An 18446-nucleotide genomic window follows, 5' to 3' on the forward strand; every position below is an offset into this window, starting at 1 on the left:
TCATGTCCACCAATCTCTTGAGCAGGTTCGCGCTGATGTGCGGGGCCAGCCTGATTGCTGCCACCGCCGCCCAGGCGCAGGACGCTGTCGAACTGCCGCCGACCACGCCCGAGGAAGACGTCAGCCGCGAAATCGTGGTCACCGGCACCCAGATCCAGGGGGCCAAGATCAACGACGTGCTGCCCGTCACCGTGGTGGACGAGATCGACATTGCCAACGTCGCTGCGACATCGGGCGATGAGCTGTTCCGCGCGATCCCGCAGGCGGGCAGCGTCGCCTTCAACGAACAGAACGACGTCACCTCCAACAATGCCCGCGGCGATGCCGCCTCGATCAACCTGCGCGATCTGGGCACGGGCAACACCCTGCTGCTGATCAACGGGCGGCGCATGGTGCTGAACCCCGGCTTCCAGACCGAACTGCTGGTGCCGGTGGTCAGCCCTGACACCAACGAGATTGCCCCGGGCAGCGTGCGCCGGCTCGAAGTGCTGCGCGACGGCGCTTCGGCGATCTACGGCGCGGATGCGGTGGCGGGCGTGGTCAACACCGTCCTGCGCGGCAACCGCAAGGGCGGCTTCATCGAAGGCGAATACCGCGATTCCGACGGCACCGGACTTTACAGCACCCAGATCAACGGCGGCTACGGCTTCGACTTTGCCGACGGGCGCGCGAACCTCACCGTCTATGGCGGCTATTTCTACGAAAACGGCATGGACGCGTCCGAGCGGGCCTACTCCGCCGATGACGACAAGACCCCGCTGCTGGTTGGCACCGATTTCGAAGGCGACACGCAGTTCAACAACCGCAACACTTTCGGCCCGTTCGGCCAGTTCGACATCCAGATCACCAACAACAACCAGACCCCGATCCGCGATGACGATTTCTATCTCCAGCCCTCGACCTTCACGGGCTGCCGCCTCGAATTCGGCAACGGGCTGTGCGCGCGCAACGGCGACAACCCGACAGCCGCCGTGCGCTACAACCGCGCCTTCGGCACCACGCTGATCAGCGAAAAGTCCCGCTACAACGCGGCCTTGCTGTTCAACTATGAGTTCAGCGACAACATCGAAGGCTATTTCGAGGGCACCTATTATCGCTCGGAAAGCAGCCGCAACATCACGCCCGCCGCGATCCTCAGCGCGGTGCCGGTGGGCATCAGCCGCAATGCCTATTGGAACCCCTTCGGCCCGGTGACCTTCCCCGGCGGCGCAGCCAACCCCAACCGCCTGCCGGGCCTCACTGTCCCCGCCAGCGGCGCGGATGTGATCATGGAGCGTTACCGCTTCGTCGACGCGGGCAACCGTACGGTCGATGTCGACAAGGACAGCTATCGCCTTGTCGCAGGGCTGAAGGGCAATTTCGGCAACTGGGATTTCGACACCGGCTTCGTCTATTCCGAAGCCCGCGCGACCGACCTTGAAGGCAACCGCGTTTCGCTCACCCTGCTGCAACAGGCGATCAACAAGTCGACGCCCGATGCCTACAACCCGTTCAACGGCGGCTGCGTGACCGGCGATCCGGGCAATGACGATTGCACCCCCAACCCGACCAGCAGCATCGACCCGTTCCGCATCAGCGTGTTCCGCAAGGGCGGCACCAGCCTTGCGCTCGCCGATTTCAAGGTCAGCAATTCCAGCCTGTTCACTCTGCCCGGCGGCGATGTCGGGGTGGCAGCCGGGATCGAGTGGCGCCGCGAGACCTTCTTCGATGACCGCGACCCGCGCATCGATGGCACCATCACCTGGACCGACAGCGTCACCGGCGTGTTCGACGGCAGCGACGTGGTCGGCACCAGCGCCTCGCCCGACACCAGCGGAACGCGCGTGGTGTGGTCGGCCTTTGCCGAAACCTTCGTGCCCCTCGTCAGCGAGGACATGGAGATCCCGCTGATCGCCGCGCTCAACCTCCAGCTGGCTGGCCGGATGGAGCACTTCCGCGACATTGACGAGACCGCCATCGTCCCGCGCGCGGCCGCCTCGTGGACCGTGGTGCCGGGGCTGATGTTCCGCGGCGCATGGTCACAGGGCTTCCGCGCGCCGAACCTCGTGCAGGTCAATGACGAAGGCACCACGCGGTCGAACACCCGTGACGATTTCGTGCGGTGTCAGGCGCAGGTCATCAAGGGCCAGCTCGCCAACCTCGGCATTTGTCCGGGCGAGGGCGTGATCAGCTTCCGTTCCGGCACCGACCAGCTCCAGCCGGAAGACAGCGAGAGCATCAATCTGGGCGCGGTGCTCGAACCCGCGTTCATTCCGGGCCTGACGCTGACCGCGGATTACTGGCGCGTGAAGCAGACCGGCCTTGTCGGCACCTTCGGCGACGATAACGCAATCGCGCTCGACCTGCTGTTGCGCCAGACCGGCAGCAGCAACCCCAACGTGATCCGCGCCACGCCGACGCAGGAACAGATCGACCTCTACGCCGGCACCGGCCTCGCAGCGGCGGGCGACATCATCCGCGTGCTTGACCCCTATCTCAACCTCGACAGCCGCGTGTCGAAGGGCTGGGACTTCGGCCTTGCCTACAACGTCCCCGATTTCGGGATCGGCAAGTTCCGCCTGCGGTTCAACGCGGCGCGGCTGGAAAGCTTTGTCCAGTCCGCCGGGCCGGACGGCCAAACCCTGCTCGATGCGGTCGCCTCCGGCGCGCTGCCGCCCGAAGTGCGGATCGAAGGGCTTGGGCAGCTGCTCGAGATCGAGGGGCGGCCCAAGTGGCGCTTCACCGGTTCGGTCAACTGGGACAACGGCCCGGTCGATGTGGGTCTGTTCGCGCAATATGTCGGTGCGGTCTGGAACACCAGCGTCACCCGCGATGTGCCGCTGGTGTCGGACGATCCCAATGCCAACTTCTGGCGCGTCAATGATATGCTGACCATCAACGCGACGGTCAGCTACAGCTTCGAGGATGAAGGCCTGCTCGAAGGCACCCGCATCCGGCTGGGGGTGAACAATATCTTCGACGTCGATCCGCCGCTGGCCGACGACACCTATGGCTACCTCAGCGCGCTGCACTCGCCGCGCGGGCGGGTGTTCCGGGTTGAAGTGCGCAAGTCGTTCTGACAGGCTCCCGGCCCATGGGGATTGCGATGCGACACCTTTGGGCCGGGCTGGCCCTGCTGGCGGGGGGCTGCGCGGCATCGCCGCCTCCCGCGCCCGACATGGCGGCGGCGGGGGCGAACAGCTGCCGTTCGGCCAGCGTCACCATCGCCTATGATTTCGACGGCGCGCCTCCCCTCGCCTGCGCGGTGACGGGGGAGCGCGCCTTCGAACTGCTCGTCACCCCCGAACACGCCCCGCCGATCAACCCCAGCCCGTGGTATGCCTTCCGCTACACCGCGCAGGGCGACGGCCCTGTCAGCGTGACCTTGCGCTATCTCGAAGGCGGGCATCGCTACGCCCCCAAGCTCGCCACCGACGGCAGTTGGCGCGAGATTCCGGCCGAAGTCAGCGCCGATGGCAAAGCTGCGCGGATCGATCTGCCGCCCGGCGCAGGCGTCATTGCTGCGCAGGAGTTGATGGAGCCGGTGCTGGCCCGGCAGGCGCTCTCGCGCTGGGCGGAACAGGGCGGGACAGAGGTGTTCACCCTCGGCACTTCGCATGATGGCCGCCCGATTGACGCGATCCGGCTGGGCCGCCCCGATGCGCCCCGGCTGGTGGTGCTGCTCGGACGGCAGCACCCTCCTGAAGTGACTGGCGCAATTGCGATGGAGGCCTTTGTGGGTGCCCTCGCCGCCCGAGCGGGGGACTTAGGCGATGTGCAGGTGCTGGTTGTACCGATGCTCAACCCCGATGGCGTGGTGCGCGGGCACTGGCGCGCGAACCGTGGCGCAGTCGATCTGAACCGCGACTGGGGCGCCTTCACCCAGCCCGAAACCCGAAGCGTCAAGGCATGGCTCGATGCCCTGCCCCAAGGCGTGCGTCCGGTGCTGATGGTGGATTTCCACTCCACCAGCCGCAACCTGTTCTATGTGCAGGGCGATGCCGAGGCGACCCCGGCGCAGCAGCGCTTCCTTGGCGCATGGCTGGAGGGCAAGGAAGCGGCCTTCGCGGGCTATCCCTTCACCATCGAAAAGCGCAACGCCAATCCGGGCAGCGGCACGACGAAGAACTGGTTTCACGCGACTTACGCCATCCCCGCCTATACCTATGAGGTCGGCGACAAGGCTGACCGCGCCGCGACCCGAGCGGCGGCACAGGCGCTGGCAGAGGGGATGCTGAAAGCGTTGGGCGAATAAGGCGAGCGCGCGCCTAGCCCATCCACTCCTCACCCAGAGCGTCGGCCACCACGGCTGCGCGCAAGGCGGCGATGCCCATGCCCTTTTCGCTGCTGGTGAGGTGGATGTCCGGGTGCGCGGCGACGTGCTTTTTCGCTTCGGCGGCGGTGGCGCCTGCGACCTTTTCGAGGTCGCTCGCCTTGATCTTGTCGGTCTTGGTGAGGACAATCCGGTATCCGACCGCAGCCTGATCCAGCATCGTCATCATCGTGCGGTCCACGTCCTTGATGCCGTGGCGGCTGTCGATCAGCACCAGCGTGCGCGCCAGCACCTGCCGCCCGCGCAGATAGCTGTTCACCAGCGCCTTCCACTTCTCGACCACCTTTACCGGCGCCTTGGCAAAGCCATAACCCGGCATATCGACCAGCCGGAACAGCGGCAGAGCGCCCTCATCCTCGGGCCTGCCGACATCGAAGAAGTTGAGCTCCTGCGTCCGACCCGGCGTCACCGAAGCCCGCGCAATCGCCTTGCGCCCCGTCAGCGCGTTGAGCAGCGAGGACTTGCCGACGTTCGACCGGCCGCAGAACGCAATCTCGGGCACCACCGGATCAGGCAGGAATTGCAGCTGCGGGGCAGAGCGCAGGAAATCGACCGGCCCTGAAAAGAGCCGCGATGCCGCTTCCTCGGCCTCGGCCTGACGTTCGGGATCGGTCACGCCGCTATCCCTTCCCGGCCTTCTCCGCCGCTGCTGCCGCCGCCGCGTTCGCCGCCTTGAGCTGCGGGTGCTTGGAATAGAGATAGCTCTGCTGCGCCAGCGTCAGGATGTTCGAAGTCACCCAGTAGAGCAGCAGGCCCGCGGCAAAGGGCGCCATCACGAACATCAGGATCCACGGCATGATCGCGAACATCTGCTGCTGCACTGGGTCCATGGCCGCCGGATTGAGCTTGAAGGTCAGCCACATGGTGATCCCCAGCAGCACCGCAAGCGGGCCGATGGCGAGGAAGCCCGCGGGCACATCGTAAGGCAGCATCCCGAACAGGTTGAGGATATGCGCCGGGTCAGGCGCCGAGAGATCCTTGATCCACAGCACGAAGGGCTCGTGCCGCATCTCGATCGCCAGCACCAGCACCTTGTAGAGCGCGAAGAACACCGGAATCTGGATCAGCATCGGCAGGCAGCCGGACAAGGGGTTCACCTTCTCGTCCTTGTAGAGCTTCATGATCTCCTGCTGCTGGCGCTGCTTGTCGTCCTTGAAGCGCTCCTGGATCTCCTTCATCTTCGGCTGCACCGCCTTCATCGCCGCCATCGAGGCAAAGCCCTTCTGCGCGATCGGGAACATCAGCCCGCGGATGATGACGGTGAGCAGGATGATCGCCACCCCGAAATTGCCGACGAGACTATTGAGCGTGCGCAGCAGCCACAGGATCGGCTTTTCGAAGATCTCGAACCAGCCCCAGCTGATCGCCTTGCCGAAATAGGTGATGCCGCCATCCTCGTACTTGTCGAGGATCAGACTGTCCTTGGCCCCGGCATAGAGGCGGGTCTGCTGCGCCATGCTGCCGCCTGCAGGGACGGTGGTGGTGCCATAGAGCAGATCGGTGCGGAACAGCTTGCCCGTGCCCGGCAGCGCCTTGAACCCCGCTTCACCGACGTTGACATTGCCCTTGCCGTCGCCCGGCACCAGTGCGGCGAGCCAGTATTGATCGGCAAAGCCGAGCCAGTCAGGCTTGCCCGCGGGATTCTCGGCGCCCAGTTCGGCAAGCTCGTCATAGGAATGGGGGTCCCACAGCGTCCCGCCGAACACCCCGACCGGGCCGGAATGGGAGACGAACTGGTCAAGCGTCGCATTGACGCTGGTGCGCTTGATCAGCGCAAAGGGCTGGACGACCGCCGGGGCCGCGCTGGCATTGGTCACCGATTGCGCAACGGTGATCATGTAATCCTTGTCGATCGCAAAGCGCTGCGAATAGGTCACCCCATTGGCGTCGGTGTGGGTCAGCGTCACCGGCGAGGTCGGCGTCAGCTTCGTGCCGTCGGCCTGCCACACCAGGTTCGGCGCCTGCCGCACGCCGCCTGCGACAAAGCCGAACTCGGCGAAGTATTGCACTGGCGTGCCCTCGGGCGCGAACAGGCGGACGGGGCCGGAATCCTTCTTCACCGTCTCGCGGTAATCCTTGAGGACGATGTCATCGATCCGCGCGCCGACGAGGTTGATCGACCCGGCAAGGCGGGGCGTATCGATGGTGACGCGGTTGGCGCTGGCGAGCGCGGTCTTGAGATCGACCTTGGCCGCCGCAGCCGCTTCGCCGCCCAGCCCGCTGGCACCGGGGGCAGTGCCCGCAGCCGGTGTCGTCGCCGTCGCACCTGGCTTGGCCTGCGCCGCCGTGCCCGGATTGGCCTGCGTCGAAATCGTGGCCTCGGGATACATGTAGCGCATCCCCATGTCCCACCCGAGAATGAGCAGGCCCGAAAGCACGACAGCGAGCAGAAGATTGCGATTGTTCAAGATCAAGCCCCGAGAGTATGCGACGCAAAGTGTATTATGGGGATAAGGCGGTGCTTTACCACCCCTCCCAGCGCTCCTAGGGCACGGGATCATGCCCGCAGCCGCCCCAGGGGTGGCAGCGCATTAGCCGCTTCGCTGCCATCCATCCACCCTTAAGCGCGCCGTATTTCCCGATCGCTTCGATCGCGTATTGGCTGCAGGATGGATAGTAGCGGCACGAGGGCGGCAGGATGCGCGACGGGCCAAGCTGCCAGCCGCGCGCGATGAGGATGAGCAGCTGCTTCATTTGCGGCGCCCCCCGCTCCGATTGCCCTTGCGGGGCCGCCGCCCACCCGCCGGATCGCCGCGCCCGTCGCGCGCGCGTTCAAGCGCCTTGGCGAGTTCATCGGCCATCAGGTGAAAGTCCCGCTCGATCCCGCCCGCGCGGCCAATCAGCACGTGATCGTGATCGGGCAGGCCAGCGGTCGGCAGCGCAGCACGCAGCAACTCGCGAAAGCGCCGCTTCATGCGGTTGCGCACCACGGCATTGCCGATCTTCTTGGTGACGGTGATCCCGAAGCGGATGCCCTGCCCGTCGTTGGGCCGGGTAAGCAGCACAAACCCCGCCCGCGCATTACGGGTGCCGGAATTGGCGCTGAGAAAATCGGCGCGCTTTGTGAGGACGGAGATCATGGGTTCGCCGATAACGCAAACGGGCTCCCGAAGGGAGCCCGCAAGGGCGACTGCCCGCCGCGGCCTATGCCGCGAAAGCCAAGCGGGCCGGACGGCCCGCGCCCGGCGCCTGAGGGCGCCAGAAAATTAAGCGCAGAGCTTCTTGCGGCCGCGCGCACGACGGGCGCGAAGCACCTTCTGGCCGCCGGGAGTGGCCTTGCGGGCGAAGAAGCCGTGACGACGGGCGCGCACGAGATTGCTGGGCTGGAAGGTACGCTTCATATCATCCTCGAAAAGCTGACCGGCGGAACGTGCGGCAGAGAATCACTCACACGCCAACCGGGGCCGCATCGCTGCGGACCGCAAAACAGACCGGGGCCGTTATGGGAAAGCCGCCCCTGAGTCAAGCAGCCCCCAACGAAGATCGCCGCCAAGGTCGGCATAGGCGAGCTGCGGGGCTGCCAGCGTGACCGCAGAACCATCCGCGCCGTTCCGCCACGGCGCCCGCAGCGCATCGACCAGAGCAAGGCCTGACCGCGCGAGCGCCAGCCGCAGGGGGTCAGCAAGCGAAGCCGGGGCCGAGCGCGATGCCGGAACGCGCTGGCCCGCGTCCGCTTCAGGCGCGATCCAGCGCGCCATCTCGGCCCCCTCCAGCCACAGCGCGCCCGCGTGCGGCACCGAATTGGTCATCGCATAAAAGGCACGGGCCTGATCGGGGGCCATGCCCATTTCGGCGTAGTAATCGAGATAGAGCCGGTTTTCGGGCGCATCGGGGGCGAAATCGGCAGGCTCGCGCCCGCGCTCGTCGCGCCACGAATGCACGGCGAACAGCGCGCCCGGATCGACCGTGCGGCGGGTGCCGGCAAGGAACAGCTCGACCGCGCCCGAGCGGGCCGATCCGCCGGCAGGCACATGGGTCGCAAGGCCGGCGGCGCGGATCGCGCGGCCAAGGCGCAGGTTGGCAAGATCATGCGAAGTGCCCGGCGCGTCGGCGAATTCGATCACTTCAATCCCGGGGAAGGCGGCGAGCATCGCAGCAAAGGCTTGCGGGCTGGCAGCGTCGGTGGTGCCGACAATCGCTGCGCGCCTGCCATCGATCACCCGGAACGGCCCGAACCGCGCGATCCCCGCGCCTGCTGCCGGAACGCGGGGCGCGCCGGCAATGAAACGCACCGGCTGCTCGATCACGGTCTCGGTGATGGTCTGCGAACCGGCGCGGGTCACGGTCGTGGTGACGTTGCCAGTTACGGCGGGGGCGAAGGCCACGGGGGCTGCGGCGGGGGTATCATCGACCCGCACCCACTGGCCGGTGGCCGGATCCCATTCCTCGACCCAGCTGACACTCGAGACGACCCGCGCACCGGACTGCGCCAGCACCGCGCTGCTTGGCAGCAGCAGGGCGAGCGCAGCACAAATAAGGGCAAGAGCGCGGTTCATGCCCCGGACAATCGCCCCGCGCCCCTTCCGAATTCGCCAAGATTTATGCTTTAAAAAAGCCTTAGTATCCGCACCTAGCCGCGCTGCCGGAGGGGGATCGTCGCAACATCGGCGAAACGCTCGACAAGTCTCTCAGAAACCTGCACAAACCCGGTCGGGGCGGAAGACGGGGGTTGCCGATGGTCGCGCTGGTGAGAACGGTTGCCTACCTCGGGCTGGAAGCGCGCGAGGTGGAGGTGCAGTGCCACATCGGCCCCGGCCTGCCGCGCTTCAATGTGGTCGGCCTGCCCGACAAGGCGGTGAGCGAAAGCCGCGAGCGGGTCTATGCCGCGATCGCCGCCATCGGCCTAGCGCTGCCGCCCAAGCGGATCACCATCAACCTCTCGCCCGCCGATCTGCCCAAGGACGGATCGCATTTCGACCTGCCGATTGCGCTTGCCCTGCTCGCCGCAATGGGCGCGACCGATGCCGAACAATTGGGAGACTGGATCGCGGTGGGGGAACTCGCGCTGGATGGCCGGGTGGTCGCCAGCCCCGGCGTGCTGATCGCCGCGCTCCATGCGAGCACGGTCGGCGCTGGGCTGATTTGTCCGATGGAGCAAGGCCCGGAAGCGCGCTGGGCAAGCGGGGTGCCGGTGCTGGCGCCGCGTGATCTCACCAGCCTGCTGGGGCACCTCAAGGGCAGCCTCGTCCTCCCCGAGCCTGCGCGCGGGCAGGTGACGGGCGCGGCCCACGGCAATGACCTGCGGCAAGTGAAGGGGCAGGAAACCGCCAAGCGCGCCCTCGAGATCGCCGCGGCAGGCGGGCACAATCTGATGATGGTCGGCCCGCCCGGATCGGGCAAGAGCCTGCTCGCCTCATGCCTGCCCGGCATCCTGCCCGAGCTCACCCCGGCCGAGGCGCTTGAGGTGTCGATGGTGCAATCGGTCGCAGGGATGCTTGAGGCAGGCCGCATCAGCCGCGCGCGGCCCTTCCGCGCGCCGCACCATTCGGCCAGCATGGCGGCTCTCACGGGCGGCGGGTTGAAGGTTCGCCCCGGCGAGGTCAGCCTTGCGCATCTGGGCGTGCTGTTCCTTGATGAACTGCCCGAATTCCAGCGCCCGGTGCTCGATTCGCTGCGCCAGCCGCTCGAAACCGGCCAGGTCGATGTCGCCCGCGCCAATGCCCATGTCACCTTCCCCGCCCGCGTCCAGCTGGTCGCCGCGATGAACCCGTGCCGCTGCGGCTATGCCGGCGATCCGGCGCGCAACTGCAACAAGTATCCGCGCTGCGTGGGCGATTATCAGGCCCGCCTGTCCGGCCCCCTGCTCGACCGCATCGATCTTCACGTCCATGTCGGTGCTGTGAGCGCGCTCGACATGGCGCTCCCCCCGCCCGCCGAGGGCAGCGCCGAGGTTGCCGCCAGGGTCGCTGCTGCTCGCACTCGGCAGACCGCGCGCGGGGTCAGGTCGAATGCCGAGCTGGAGGGAGAAACCCTCGAACACCACGCCACCCCTGACGAGGCCGGGCGCAAGCTGTTGCTGCAAGCCGCGGAAAAGCTGCGCCTGTCCGCGCGCGGTTACACCCGGATGCTGCGAGTCGCGCGCACCATCGCCGATCTCGCGGGGGCGCAGACCGTGGGCCGTGTGCATATTGCCGAGGCGCTATCCTATCGGCTGATGACGGGCTAAGGAGCGCCATCAGGGCCGCCCCTCCCCCCGGCCCGAACCAAGGCGCATTGGCGATTACCGACGACCCTTCAGCACTGGCGATGGAACAGCCGCGCGGCCCTGCGCGCTGGCCAGCGCATTGGCTTGCCGTGATCCGCGATGCCTCGCGCCAGAGGAAGCTCGCCAGCCTCGCCATCGCGCTCCTGCTCGAATCGCTGATTGTGCTGTTGCTGCTGACGCTCGGCGCAAAGATCGCCGGCGAGGAGGATGAGGAAAAGGTATTCACGCCGTTCGTCGCGATCGAAATGCCTCCCGAACCGCAGCCCGAGACCGCGCAGCCCCCCGCCGCCGAGGAGCAGGCCAGCGCCGCCGCGCCGCAGCAGCCGGTGCCCGATACCGCGCTCCCACTGCCCGAAGCGCCGCGGCCCTCTCCGCTGAGCCGCAATCCGCAGCCTGCCCCGCCGCCGCAACCGCCCGCCCAGCCCCAACCCGAGGCCAGGCCCAGCGCCAGCCCCTCGCCCAAGATCGGGGCGCGAATCAGGCCCGGCGCGGCGATTGGCCCGGCAGACACCGGCAATCCGCGCACGGTCGGTGACAGCGAAAAGGTCGGCACGGCGCGCAACGGCGAGCCGCTCTATGCCGCGCGCTGGTATCGCGAACCGACCGATCAGGAGCTGGCCGGCTATCTCTCGACCGCCAACGGCCCGGGCTATGCGCTGATCGAATGCAAGGTCGTGAGCGGCTATTACGTCGAGGATTGCGGGTTACTGGCGGAAGGCCCGCAGGGTTCGATGATGGGCCGCGCCGTGCTGGCCGCCGCATGGCAGTTCCGCGTCCGCCCCGCGCGCCTCGGCGGGCGCGAGCAGTTCGGCACGTGGGTGCGGATCAGGATCGACTACACGGTGCGGCGGGCCAAGCCCTAACCTCTCAGGTGCTCGCGTACGACTGCGATGAAGTCCGGCCCCCAGGTCTCCAGCTTCTTGGCCCCCACGCCCGGAATCGTTCCCAGCTCGGCCAGCGTTTCGGGGCATTGCAGCGCCATGTCGCGCAGCACCGAATCGTGGAAGATGACATAGGCGGGCAGGCCATGTTCGCTCGCAAGCGCCTTGCGCTTGGCCCGTAGCGCCTCGAACAGCGGGTTGCCGACGGGGTTGGGCGCGCCGCCCTCACCGTCCCGCGCACGGCGGCTGCGACGGTCGCGCTTTACCGGCGGTTCGGCAATGCCCACGGCCTGTTCACCCTTCAGCACCCCGCGTGCCTCCGGCCCCAGCATCAGCCCGCCATGCTCGGTCGCGGACAGCATTCCCTTCGCCGCTAGCGTGCGGGCGAGCGGGCGCAGCAGCCGCGCCTCGCCCGCGCCGACGATCCCGAACACCGAAAGCCTGTCATGCCCGCGCGCCGTGATCCGATCATCGGCGCGGCCCAGCAGCACCTTTTCGATATGGCCGATCCCGAAGCTCTGCCCGGTGCGATAGACCGCCGAGAGCAGCTTCTGCGCCAGTTCGCTCGCGTCGATCACCTCAGGCGGGTTGAGGCAATTGTCGCAATTGCCGCAAGATCCGGGTGGGGTCTCGCCGAAATGGCGCAGCAGCACCGCGCGGCGGCATTCGGGTGTCTCGACCAGCGCCGAGAGGCTGGCAAGCTTGGCTTTCTCGGTCGCAAGCCGTTCTGGCTCGACCTCGGCCAGCCATTGCTGCGCGCGGGCGAAATCGGAGACACCCCAGAACAGATGCGCCTCCGAAGGGTCGCCGTCACGCCCAGCGCGGCCGGTTTCCTGATAATAGGCCTCGATCGACTTGGGCAGCCCGGCATGGACCACGAAGCGCACGTCGGGCTTGTCGATGCCCATGCCGAAGGCGATGGTCGCGACCATCACCATGCTTTCGGAAGCGACGAATTCCGCCTGCACGCGGGCGCGGCGCTCGGGCTCCAGTCCCGCATGGTAGAACCCTGCCTCGCGGCCTGCGCGGGTGATGGCGGCGGCCAAGTCCTCGGCCTGCTTACGGCTTGGGGCGTAGACGATCCCGGCGCCGTCCAATCGCTGGAGCAGTTCGGTGATCTGGCGCGGGCCGTTGTCGCGCGGAGTGATGGCGTAGCGGATGTTGGGGCGGTCGAACCCGGCGACGATCAGCCCCTCGTCGGGGATGCCGAGCTGCACCAGAATGTCCGCCCGCGTCGCCCGGTCGGCGGTGGCGGTCAGTGCGAGGCGCGGCACCTGCGGGAAGCGGTCGAGCACCGGGCGCAGCATCCGGTAATCGCGGCGGAAATCGTGCCCCCATTCGGACACGCAATGCGCCTCGTCGATGGCGAACAGGGACACGGGTGCGCGTTCGAGCAGGCTCTGAAATCCGGGCGTCGAGGCGCGTTCGGGGGCGACGTAGAGCAGATCGAGCTCGCCCGAACGGAAGGCCTCGGCGGTCGCTGCATTGTCCGAATCCGCCGAAGTCATCGAGGCCGCGCGGATCCCCGCCGCGCGTGCCGAGCGGATCTGGTCGTGCATCAGCGCGATCAGTGGGGAGATGACAATGGCGGTGCCAGAGCGGGCGAGCGCCGGGATCTGGTAGCACAGGCTCTTGCCCGCCCCCGTCGGCATCAGCGCAAGCGTATTCGCCCCCGCCATGACGCGGGAAATCACCGCCTCCTGCTGCCCGCGGAAGGCGGGATAACCGAAGGTGCGATGGAGGATTTCATGGCATTCAGGAGGGACGGCCACACGCATGGCCGCCGCTCTAGCCGAAGCGGGGCGTGATGGGCACCCGCAGCATGGCGCCTATCGACCGCTTATCCCTGAGAATTCAGCGTGAGACTGCCTTCTTGGACGCAAGATCGACAACGTCGCCCTTGGCAAGGTCAGCGCCAGGCGTTGCAATGCTGCCGTCGGCGCGCTTGCCGAGGTTGGCCGGGCGCACCAGCCACAGATCCTGCGGGCCGAGGATGCGCCCGTCATGCGCGAGGATCGAGACCGGACCGATCGGCAAGCGATCCCGTTCGTCGACCAGCACCGGGTCTTCGACCACGTGCTCTGCGCCATAGCGCTGCCCCCACTGCCGCAGCGCGAGCATCGCAGGCAGCAGGTCGAAGCCCTTTTCGGTCAGGCGATATTCGATCTTGCGGCGATCATCGGCGCAGGGTTCGCGCTTCAAGATCCCATGCTCGACGAGCTTGGCGAGGCGGTTGGAGAGGATGTTGCGGGCAATGCCCAGCTCGCTCAGGAATTCCTCGAAGTGTTTGAGACCATTGAAGCTGGCGCGCAGGATCATGAACGACCAGCGTTCCCCCATCACCTCGAGCGCCTGCGGCAGCCCGCATTCGATGAGTTCGCGCAGCGGTTCTCTCAAATCACCCATAGGTCTGTGTCCCTTCCCCTTCCGGGGTGATGTATAACCGATTTTCGAGGCCACACAAAAAAATTTCAGTTTTCAGTTGCAACTCACAACCTAGTTTGTTAGGTAGCGAATAGCAACTGGTTTCGAATCGAAATGTTGCATTGCAAAATACGGTGAGTGAGACCACAGGGGCACCCGCCCCACACAAAAACAGGCAAAGGATTCCCCGATGATCAACACCCTCTCGATCCCCCGCAGCGGCAAGTTCGCAATCCTCGCTTCGGCGCTGCTGTACACCGGCCTTTCGTTCGGCGTCGCCAGCGGCGCTGCGCCCCTGCAGGCTGCTGGCGCGCCCTATTACACCGCGACGCTGTCGGCCCCGGCGAGCGAAACCAAGGCCGTGGCCGATGGCGTGGCATGGGCGTGCAAGGACGCGACCTGCGTTGCCAACAAGACCACCGCCCGCCCGCTGCGCGTGTGCCGCGGCCTGAACCGCAAGTTCGGTGAAGTCGCTACCTTCAAGGTCGACGGTCAGGAAATCACAGCCGAAGAACTGGCCAAGTGCAACGGCTGATCGCCGCCTGACCGCACGAAGTCCCTCTCTGTCCGGGCGTCCCCCCTCTCCAACCCGGACGGAGCCAGAACCCCCGGTGCCCCGGCACCGGGGGTTGTTTTTTTAGGGCTTGGTGCTTGTTTGTCGAACCCGCATCCGCGGGTTCGTCCTCGGTGAGTTCTTTTGTTCCGCACGCCGTCCGGCGCGCGAAATCCTCGCTCACGCGGCCTGAAGGCCGCATCGCTGCGGGCGGCCGGTCGGCCTTGCGGTCGCTGCGCGACCGGGTCAGCGCTTCAACGCGCGCCCTCTACAACAATCCTGCCGCGACCAGCTGCGCCTCAAGGCTCACCGCATCGGTGAACAGATGCGCGTCCCACCCGCGCGCCCTCGCGGCGGCGATGTTGGCGGCGTTGTCGTCGGTGAAGAACAGCTGCTCAGCCCTACGCCCGCTGCGTTCCTCGACAATCTCGTAGATCCGCGCATCGGGCTTGGCGACCTTTTCGGTGCCCGAGACGATGATGTCTTCGAAGTGATCGAACACCGGCTGGGTCGGGCGGAACATCGCGAAGAACTCATCGCCGAAATTGGTCAGGCAGTAGAGCGGCACTCCCGCCGCCGCCAGTCGCTCGACCAACTCGTGCGAGCCCTCGACCGGGCCCGGCACCGTCTCGTTGAACCGCGTCGCATAGGCGCGGATGTGCGTCTCGTATTGCGGGTAAAGCGCGATTCGCTCGGGCACCATGTCGGCCAGCGCACGGCCGCGGTCATGCTCGAAGTGCCATTCCTCGGTGACCACGTTGGCAAGAAACCATTCCAGCTCCGCGCGATCATCGATCAGCTTTTCGAACAGCGCGCCGAGCTGCCAGTGGAACAGCACCCGCCCGATATCGAACACCACGGCCTTACGCATTGCGGCAATCCCAAACGCTTGCGGCCCGCGCTCCGGTGAGGAGGCGGGCCGCCAAATCCGTCAGCCGCCCATCGGGCAGCAGCGCCAAATCAGCCCTGACGGGCCTTGAAGCGACGGTCGGTCTTGTTGATCACATAGGTGCGGCCGCGACGACGGATCACGCGGTTGTCGCGGTGACGGCCCTTGAGCGACTTGAGGCTGTTGACGATCTTCATGGCGGTTTTCCAAACAAGAAGCGCGCCGGATCAGCCCCGACGCGCGGAAATTGAAGCGTGCCGTTAGCGACGCTGGCGGCTCAGGTCAATCCGAGTCTGGTCGGTTCACCCTCTCAGATCGCTCAATCTGCGCTCCCAGGCGAGGGCATGGGCGATGATCGTGTCGAGATCGGCGTGCGCCGGCTCCCAGCCGAGCGTCGCCTTCAGCCGCCCAGGGTTCGAAATCAGCGAATCGGGATCGCCCGCGCGCCGCCCTTCGATGCGGCGGTCGAGCTTGCGATTCGTCACCCGGTCGACCGCGTCGAGCACCTCATTGACCGAGAACCCTCGGCCATAGCCGCAGTTCATTGTCAACGAGCGCGCCGGATCGGCAATCAGCGCCTCCAGCGTCAGCACGTGCGCCGCCGCCAGATCGCTGACGTGGATGTAATCGCGCACCCCTGTGCCATCGGGCGTCGCGTAATCGGTGCCGAACACGCTCACCGATTCGCGCTTGCCGAGCGCTGCCTCGATCGCGACCTTGATGAGATGCGTCGCACCTGCGGTCGATTGCCCGCTGCGCGCCTTAGGATCGGCCCCCGCAACATTGAAATAGCGCAAGACGCCGAAGTTGAGCGGATGGGCGGCGGCGACATCGGCGAGCATCTGCTCGGTCATCAGCTTCGACCAGCCATAGGGATTGATCGGGCGCTGGGGTGTGTCCTCCGACACAGCGGCGACCTCGGGAATGCCATAAGTCGCTGCGGTCGAGGAGAAGATGAAATGCGCCACCCCCGCCTGCACCGCCGCCGCGATCAGCGCACGGCTTTTGGCGGTGTTGTTCTCGTAATACTTGAGCGGATTTTCGACGCTCTCGGGCACCACGATCGAACCGGCGAAATGCATGATCGCTTGCGTGCCCTGATCGGCAAAGATCCGCGCCAGCAGATCGGCATCGGCGATGTCGCCTTCATACAGCGGCACGCCTTCCGGGATGGCGAAGCGGAAGCCGGTCGTCAGATTGTCGATCACCGCCACCGGCCAGCCGGCATCGACCAGCGCCAGCACCGCGTGGCTGCCGATATAGCCAGCACCGCCGGTGACCAGCACGGGACATTTGCGGTTCATGTTCATGTGGGCTGACCTATCACCGATTCCGCTTAGAAAACATCAAGGCGCCGCCTTATAAGCGGCGATGGACGAAAGGAACCCCGCCCCATGCCTTCCCCCCGCCTGCTTGCTCCGCTCGCCGCCGCATCTGCTCTGACCCTGTCGGCCTGCGCCTCCGCCCCCTACACCGGGCCGGTCGAGATCACCCGCTTTGTCGCCCCTTCCACAAGCGAGTTGGGCCAGGGCACCATCGCCATTGTCTTCCCCGACGAGGTGCGCAACGAAGCCGCCCGCAGCGCGGTTGCCGCATCGGTCACCGCCGAATTGACGCGGCTCGGCTACACCGTCGTCCCCGAAGGCACGCCCGCCAGCCAGACCGCGACAGTGCGCAGCACCCGCAACCCCATCGCCGCTGCCCCGGTCGACCGCCCCGGCCCGGTCAATGTCGGGATCGGCGGATCGACCGGCAGCTTCGGAAGCGGGCTCGGCCTCGGGGTCGGGATCAACCTTGGCGGCGGGCGCGAAGGCCCGGCCGCGCTGACCGAACTCTCGGTGCGCATCGCCCGCACGGGGGGCGAAACCCTGTGGGAAGGCCGCGCGCAGATCGCCACCGGCGTCAAATCGCCCTATTCTCAGGTCTCAACCAGCGCCCGCACGCTCGCCGCCGGGTTGTTCAAGGACTTCCCCGGTGGCAATGGCGAGGTCGTGACGATCTCAGCCAAGAAGCTTCAGGGAACCAAATGACCGCAATTTTCATCGACGCTGGCTTTGACAGCGGCAATATCGACGTGCTCGGAATCGCCGGGAACACCGCCCGGCTGGCGATCCGGCGCGACAACGCGTCCGAGTTCTTCCAGTGGTTCCACTTCCGCGTCAGCGCGCCTGCGGGCGAGGAAGTGGTGCTGAAGCTGACCGGCCTTGGCGCGAGCGCCTATCCGGGTGGCTGGCCGGATTACGACGCCTGCGTCAGCGAAGACCGCGCCTATTGGGCGCGCGCGGCGAGCACCTATGACAAGGACGAGGACGGCGGCACGCTGACCGTGCGTTACCTCCCCGCATCGGGCGTGTTCTGGTGCGCCTATTTCGCGCCCTATTCGATGGAGCGGCACCACGATCTGATCGCCGAGGCGGCTTCCTCGGAGGGCGTGGATTACGTGCGGCTCGGCACCACATTGGATGGCCAACCGATCGACTGTCTGGAGATGGGCGAAGGCGATACGCAGGTCTGGCTCTATGCCCGCCAGCATCCGGGCGAGACACAGGCGGAGTGGTGGATGGAGGGCGCATTGGAATGCCTGACCGATCCCGCCGATCCGGTCGCGCGGGCGCTGCGCAAGAAGTGTCGCCTGCATATCGTGCCGAATTGCAACCCCGATGGTTCGCGGCGCGGGCATCTACGAACCAATGCGGTTGGCACCAACCTCAACCGCGAATGGGCCGATCCCACCCCCGAACGCTCGCCCGAAGTGCTCGCGATCCGTAACCGGATGGACGAAACCGGGGTCGATTTCGCGATGGACGTCCACGCCGACGAGGCGATTCCGGCGGTGTTCCTTGCCGGGTTCGAGGGCATTCCTTCGTGGAAGGAAGAACAGGGCGAGGGCTTCTACCGCTATCAGGCGATCCTCGACCGCCGCACGCCCGATTTCCAGACGAAGCTCGGCTATCCCAAGGCCTCACCGGGCCGCGCGAACCTCACCATGAGCACCAACCAGCTCGCCGAACGCTTCGGCGCGGTCGCGATGACGCTGGAGATGCCCTACAAGGATCTCGCGGACTTCCCCGAGCCCGAACAGGGCTGGAGCCCGGAACGCTGCAAGCTGCTGGGCCGTGAGTGCCTCGCGGCTCTGGTGGAGTGGCTGGAGGCCAAAGGCGCCTGAGCGCCCCGCCTGACCC

General features: G+C 66.6%; 18 protein-coding genes. 7 read left to right on the forward strand and 11 right to left on the reverse strand.

Annotated features, from left to right (window positions below):
• The first annotated feature begins 2 nt into the window (after window positions 1–2).
• Window positions 3–3059: a TonB-dependent receptor domain-containing protein gene (locus PS060_RS02965; RefSeq protein ID WP_273985351.1), complete on the forward strand. Its 3057-nt coding sequence runs from the start codon at window positions 3–5 to the stop codon at window positions 3057–3059.
• 26 nt (window positions 3060–3085) lie between these two features.
• Entirely contained in the window at window positions 3086–4234 is a 1149-nt protein-coding gene (locus PS060_RS02970) for a M14 family metallopeptidase (protein WP_273985352.1), read from the forward strand.
• A gap of 13 nt (window positions 4235–4247) precedes the next feature.
• Here the strand turns inward: PS060_RS02970 and yihA are convergent, their stop codons facing one another.
• From yihA to PS060_RS17000, 6 genes are all read right to left on the reverse strand, one after another.
• Complete coding sequence (yihA, locus tag PS060_RS02975) at window positions 4248–4928, reverse strand: ribosome biogenesis GTP-binding protein YihA/YsxC (protein WP_273985355.1); 681 nt, start codon at window positions 4926–4928, stop codon at window positions 4248–4250.
• A 4-nt stretch (window positions 4929–4932) separates the two neighbouring features.
• On the reverse strand, window positions 4933–6723 hold the full coding sequence (yidC, locus tag PS060_RS02980) for a membrane protein insertase YidC (protein ID WP_273986833.1): 1791 nt from the start codon (window positions 6721–6723) through the stop codon (window positions 4933–4935).
• 73 nt (window positions 6724–6796) lie between these two features.
• A complete protein-coding gene (gene yidD / locus PS060_RS02985) occupies window positions 6797–7006 on the reverse strand; it encodes a membrane protein insertion efficiency factor YidD (protein ID WP_273985357.1) in 210 nt (69 codons plus the stop codon).
• On the reverse strand, window positions 7003–7392 hold the full coding sequence (rnpA, locus tag PS060_RS02990; RefSeq protein ID WP_273985358.1) for a ribonuclease P protein component: 390 nt from the start codon (window positions 7390–7392) through the stop codon (window positions 7003–7005). The genes yidD and rnpA overlap by 4 nt, the downstream gene beginning before the upstream one ends.
• A 126-nt stretch (window positions 7393–7518) precedes the next feature.
• Entirely contained in the window at window positions 7519–7653 is a 135-nt protein-coding gene (rpmH, locus tag PS060_RS02995) for a 50S ribosomal protein L34 (protein ID WP_026092078.1), read from the reverse strand.
• 99 nt (window positions 7654–7752) lie between these two features.
• Entirely contained in the window at window positions 7753–8808 is a 1056-nt protein-coding gene (locus PS060_RS17000) for a hypothetical protein (protein ID WP_337960231.1), read from the reverse strand.
• Window positions 8809–8987: 179 nt separating this feature from the next.
• Between PS060_RS17000 and PS060_RS03005 the strand changes: the two genes are divergently transcribed.
• Complete coding sequence (locus PS060_RS03005) at window positions 8988–10478, forward strand: YifB family Mg chelatase-like AAA ATPase (RefSeq protein WP_273985360.1); 1491 nt, start codon at window positions 8988–8990, stop codon at window positions 10476–10478.
• Between the two features lie 47 nt (window positions 10479–10525).
• Window positions 10526–11380 (forward strand): hypothetical protein, encoded by an 855-nt coding sequence (locus PS060_RS03010; RefSeq protein ID WP_273985363.1) that lies wholly within the window; start codon window positions 10526–10528, stop codon window positions 11378–11380.
• On the opposite strand, the gene recQ is transcribed toward PS060_RS03010, so the two are convergent.
• Together recQ and PS060_RS03020 are read right to left on the reverse strand one after the other, a co-directional pair.
• Window positions 11377–13176, reverse strand: a complete 1800-nt coding sequence (gene recQ / locus PS060_RS03015) for a DNA helicase RecQ (protein ID WP_273985364.1) — start codon at window positions 13174–13176, stop codon at window positions 11377–11379. The genes PS060_RS03010 and recQ overlap by 4 nt on opposite strands.
• Before the next feature lie 76 nt (window positions 13177–13252).
• Complete coding sequence (locus PS060_RS03020; protein WP_273985366.1) at window positions 13253–13804, reverse strand: winged helix-turn-helix transcriptional regulator; 552 nt, start codon at window positions 13802–13804, stop codon at window positions 13253–13255.
• Window positions 13805–14012: 208 nt separating this feature from the next.
• Here PS060_RS03020 and PS060_RS03025 point away from each other — a divergent pair, with 208 nt between their 5' ends.
• Window positions 14013–14357 carry a CC_3452 family protein gene (locus tag PS060_RS03025; RefSeq protein WP_273985368.1) on the forward strand — a complete coding sequence of 115 codons (345 nt, stop codon included), beginning with the start codon at window positions 14013–14015 and terminating at the stop codon, window positions 14355–14357.
• A gap of 286 nt (window positions 14358–14643) precedes the next feature.
• Here the strand turns inward: PS060_RS03025 and PS060_RS03030 are convergent, their stop codons facing one another.
• The 3 genes from PS060_RS03030 to galE form a co-directional block, all read right to left on the reverse strand.
• Window positions 14644–15246, reverse strand: a complete 603-nt coding sequence (locus PS060_RS03030; protein ID WP_273985369.1) for an HAD-IA family hydrolase — start codon at window positions 15244–15246, stop codon at window positions 14644–14646.
• An 89-nt stretch (window positions 15247–15335) separates the two neighbouring features.
• Window positions 15336–15461 (reverse strand): type B 50S ribosomal protein L36, encoded by a 126-nt coding sequence (ykgO, locus tag PS060_RS03035; RefSeq protein WP_017666014.1) that lies wholly within the window; start codon window positions 15459–15461, stop codon window positions 15336–15338.
• 105 nt (window positions 15462–15566) lie between these two features.
• Window positions 15567–16568 (reverse strand): UDP-glucose 4-epimerase GalE, encoded by a 1002-nt coding sequence (galE, locus tag PS060_RS03040; RefSeq protein WP_273985371.1) that lies wholly within the window; start codon window positions 16566–16568, stop codon window positions 15567–15569.
• Between the two features lie 90 nt (window positions 16569–16658).
• On the opposite strand from galE, the gene PS060_RS03045 reads away from it, so the two are divergent.
• Together PS060_RS03045 and PS060_RS03050 are read left to right on the forward strand one after the other, a co-directional pair.
• Window positions 16659–17294 (forward strand): hypothetical protein, encoded by a 636-nt coding sequence (locus tag PS060_RS03045; RefSeq protein ID WP_273985372.1) that lies wholly within the window; start codon window positions 16659–16661, stop codon window positions 17292–17294.
• Window positions 17291–18430: a M14 family metallopeptidase gene (locus tag PS060_RS03050; RefSeq protein ID WP_273985373.1), complete on the forward strand. Its 1140-nt coding sequence runs from the start codon at window positions 17291–17293 to the stop codon at window positions 18428–18430. The genes PS060_RS03045 and PS060_RS03050 overlap by 4 nt, the downstream gene beginning before the upstream one ends.
• Window positions 18431–18446: the final 16 nt, after the last annotated feature.

This window comes from Erythrobacter sp. BLCC-B19 (assembly GCF_028621955.1).
Classification (GTDB): Bacteria; Pseudomonadota; Alphaproteobacteria; order Sphingomonadales; family Sphingomonadaceae; genus Erythrobacter.

Excerpts from the sequence above, each read along its gene's own strand:
- PS060_RS02965 (WP_273985351.1), top strand. The coding sequence starts at position 3 with ATGTCCACCAATCTCTTGAGCAGGTTCGCGCTGATGTGCGGGGCCAGC.
- PS060_RS02970 (WP_273985352.1), top strand. The coding sequence starts at position 3,086 with ATGCGACACCTTTGGGCCGGGCTGGCCCTGCTGGCGGGGGGCTGCGCG.
- yidD (WP_273985357.1), bottom strand. The coding sequence starts at position 7,006 with ATGAAGCAGCTGCTCATCCTCATCGCGCGCGGCTGGCAGCTTGGCCCG.
- rnpA (WP_273985358.1), bottom strand. The coding sequence starts at position 7,392 with ATGATCTCCGTCCTCACAAAGCGCGCCGATTTTCTCAGCGCCAATTCC.
- rpmH (WP_026092078.1), bottom strand. The coding sequence starts at position 7,653 with ATGAAGCGTACCTTCCAGCCCAGCAATCTCGTGCGCGCCCGTCGTCAC.
- PS060_RS17000 (WP_337960231.1), bottom strand. The coding sequence starts at position 8,808 with ATGAACCGCGCTCTTGCCCTTATTTGTGCTGCGCTCGCCCTGCTGCTG.
- PS060_RS03005 (WP_273985360.1), top strand. The coding sequence starts at position 8,988 with ATGGTCGCGCTGGTGAGAACGGTTGCCTACCTCGGGCTGGAAGCGCGC.
- recQ (WP_273985364.1), bottom strand. The coding sequence starts at position 13,176 with ATGCGTGTGGCCGTCCCTCCTGAATGCCATGAAATCCTCCATCGCACC.
- PS060_RS03020 (WP_273985366.1), bottom strand. The coding sequence starts at position 13,804 with ATGGGTGATTTGAGAGAACCGCTGCGCGAACTCATCGAATGCGGGCTG.
- PS060_RS03025 (WP_273985368.1), top strand. The coding sequence starts at position 14,013 with ATGATCAACACCCTCTCGATCCCCCGCAGCGGCAAGTTCGCAATCCTC.
- PS060_RS03030 (WP_273985369.1), bottom strand. The coding sequence starts at position 15,246 with ATGCGTAAGGCCGTGGTGTTCGATATCGGGCGGGTGCTGTTCCACTGG.
- ykgO (WP_017666014.1), bottom strand. The coding sequence starts at position 15,461 with ATGAAGATCGTCAACAGCCTCAAGTCGCTCAAGGGCCGTCACCGCGAC.
- galE (WP_273985371.1), bottom strand. The coding sequence starts at position 16,568 with ATGAACCGCAAATGTCCCGTGCTGGTCACCGGCGGTGCTGGCTATATC.
- PS060_RS03045 (WP_273985372.1), top strand. The coding sequence starts at position 16,659 with ATGCCTTCCCCCCGCCTGCTTGCTCCGCTCGCCGCCGCATCTGCTCTG.
- PS060_RS03050 (WP_273985373.1), top strand. The coding sequence starts at position 17,291 with ATGACCGCAATTTTCATCGACGCTGGCTTTGACAGCGGCAATATCGAC.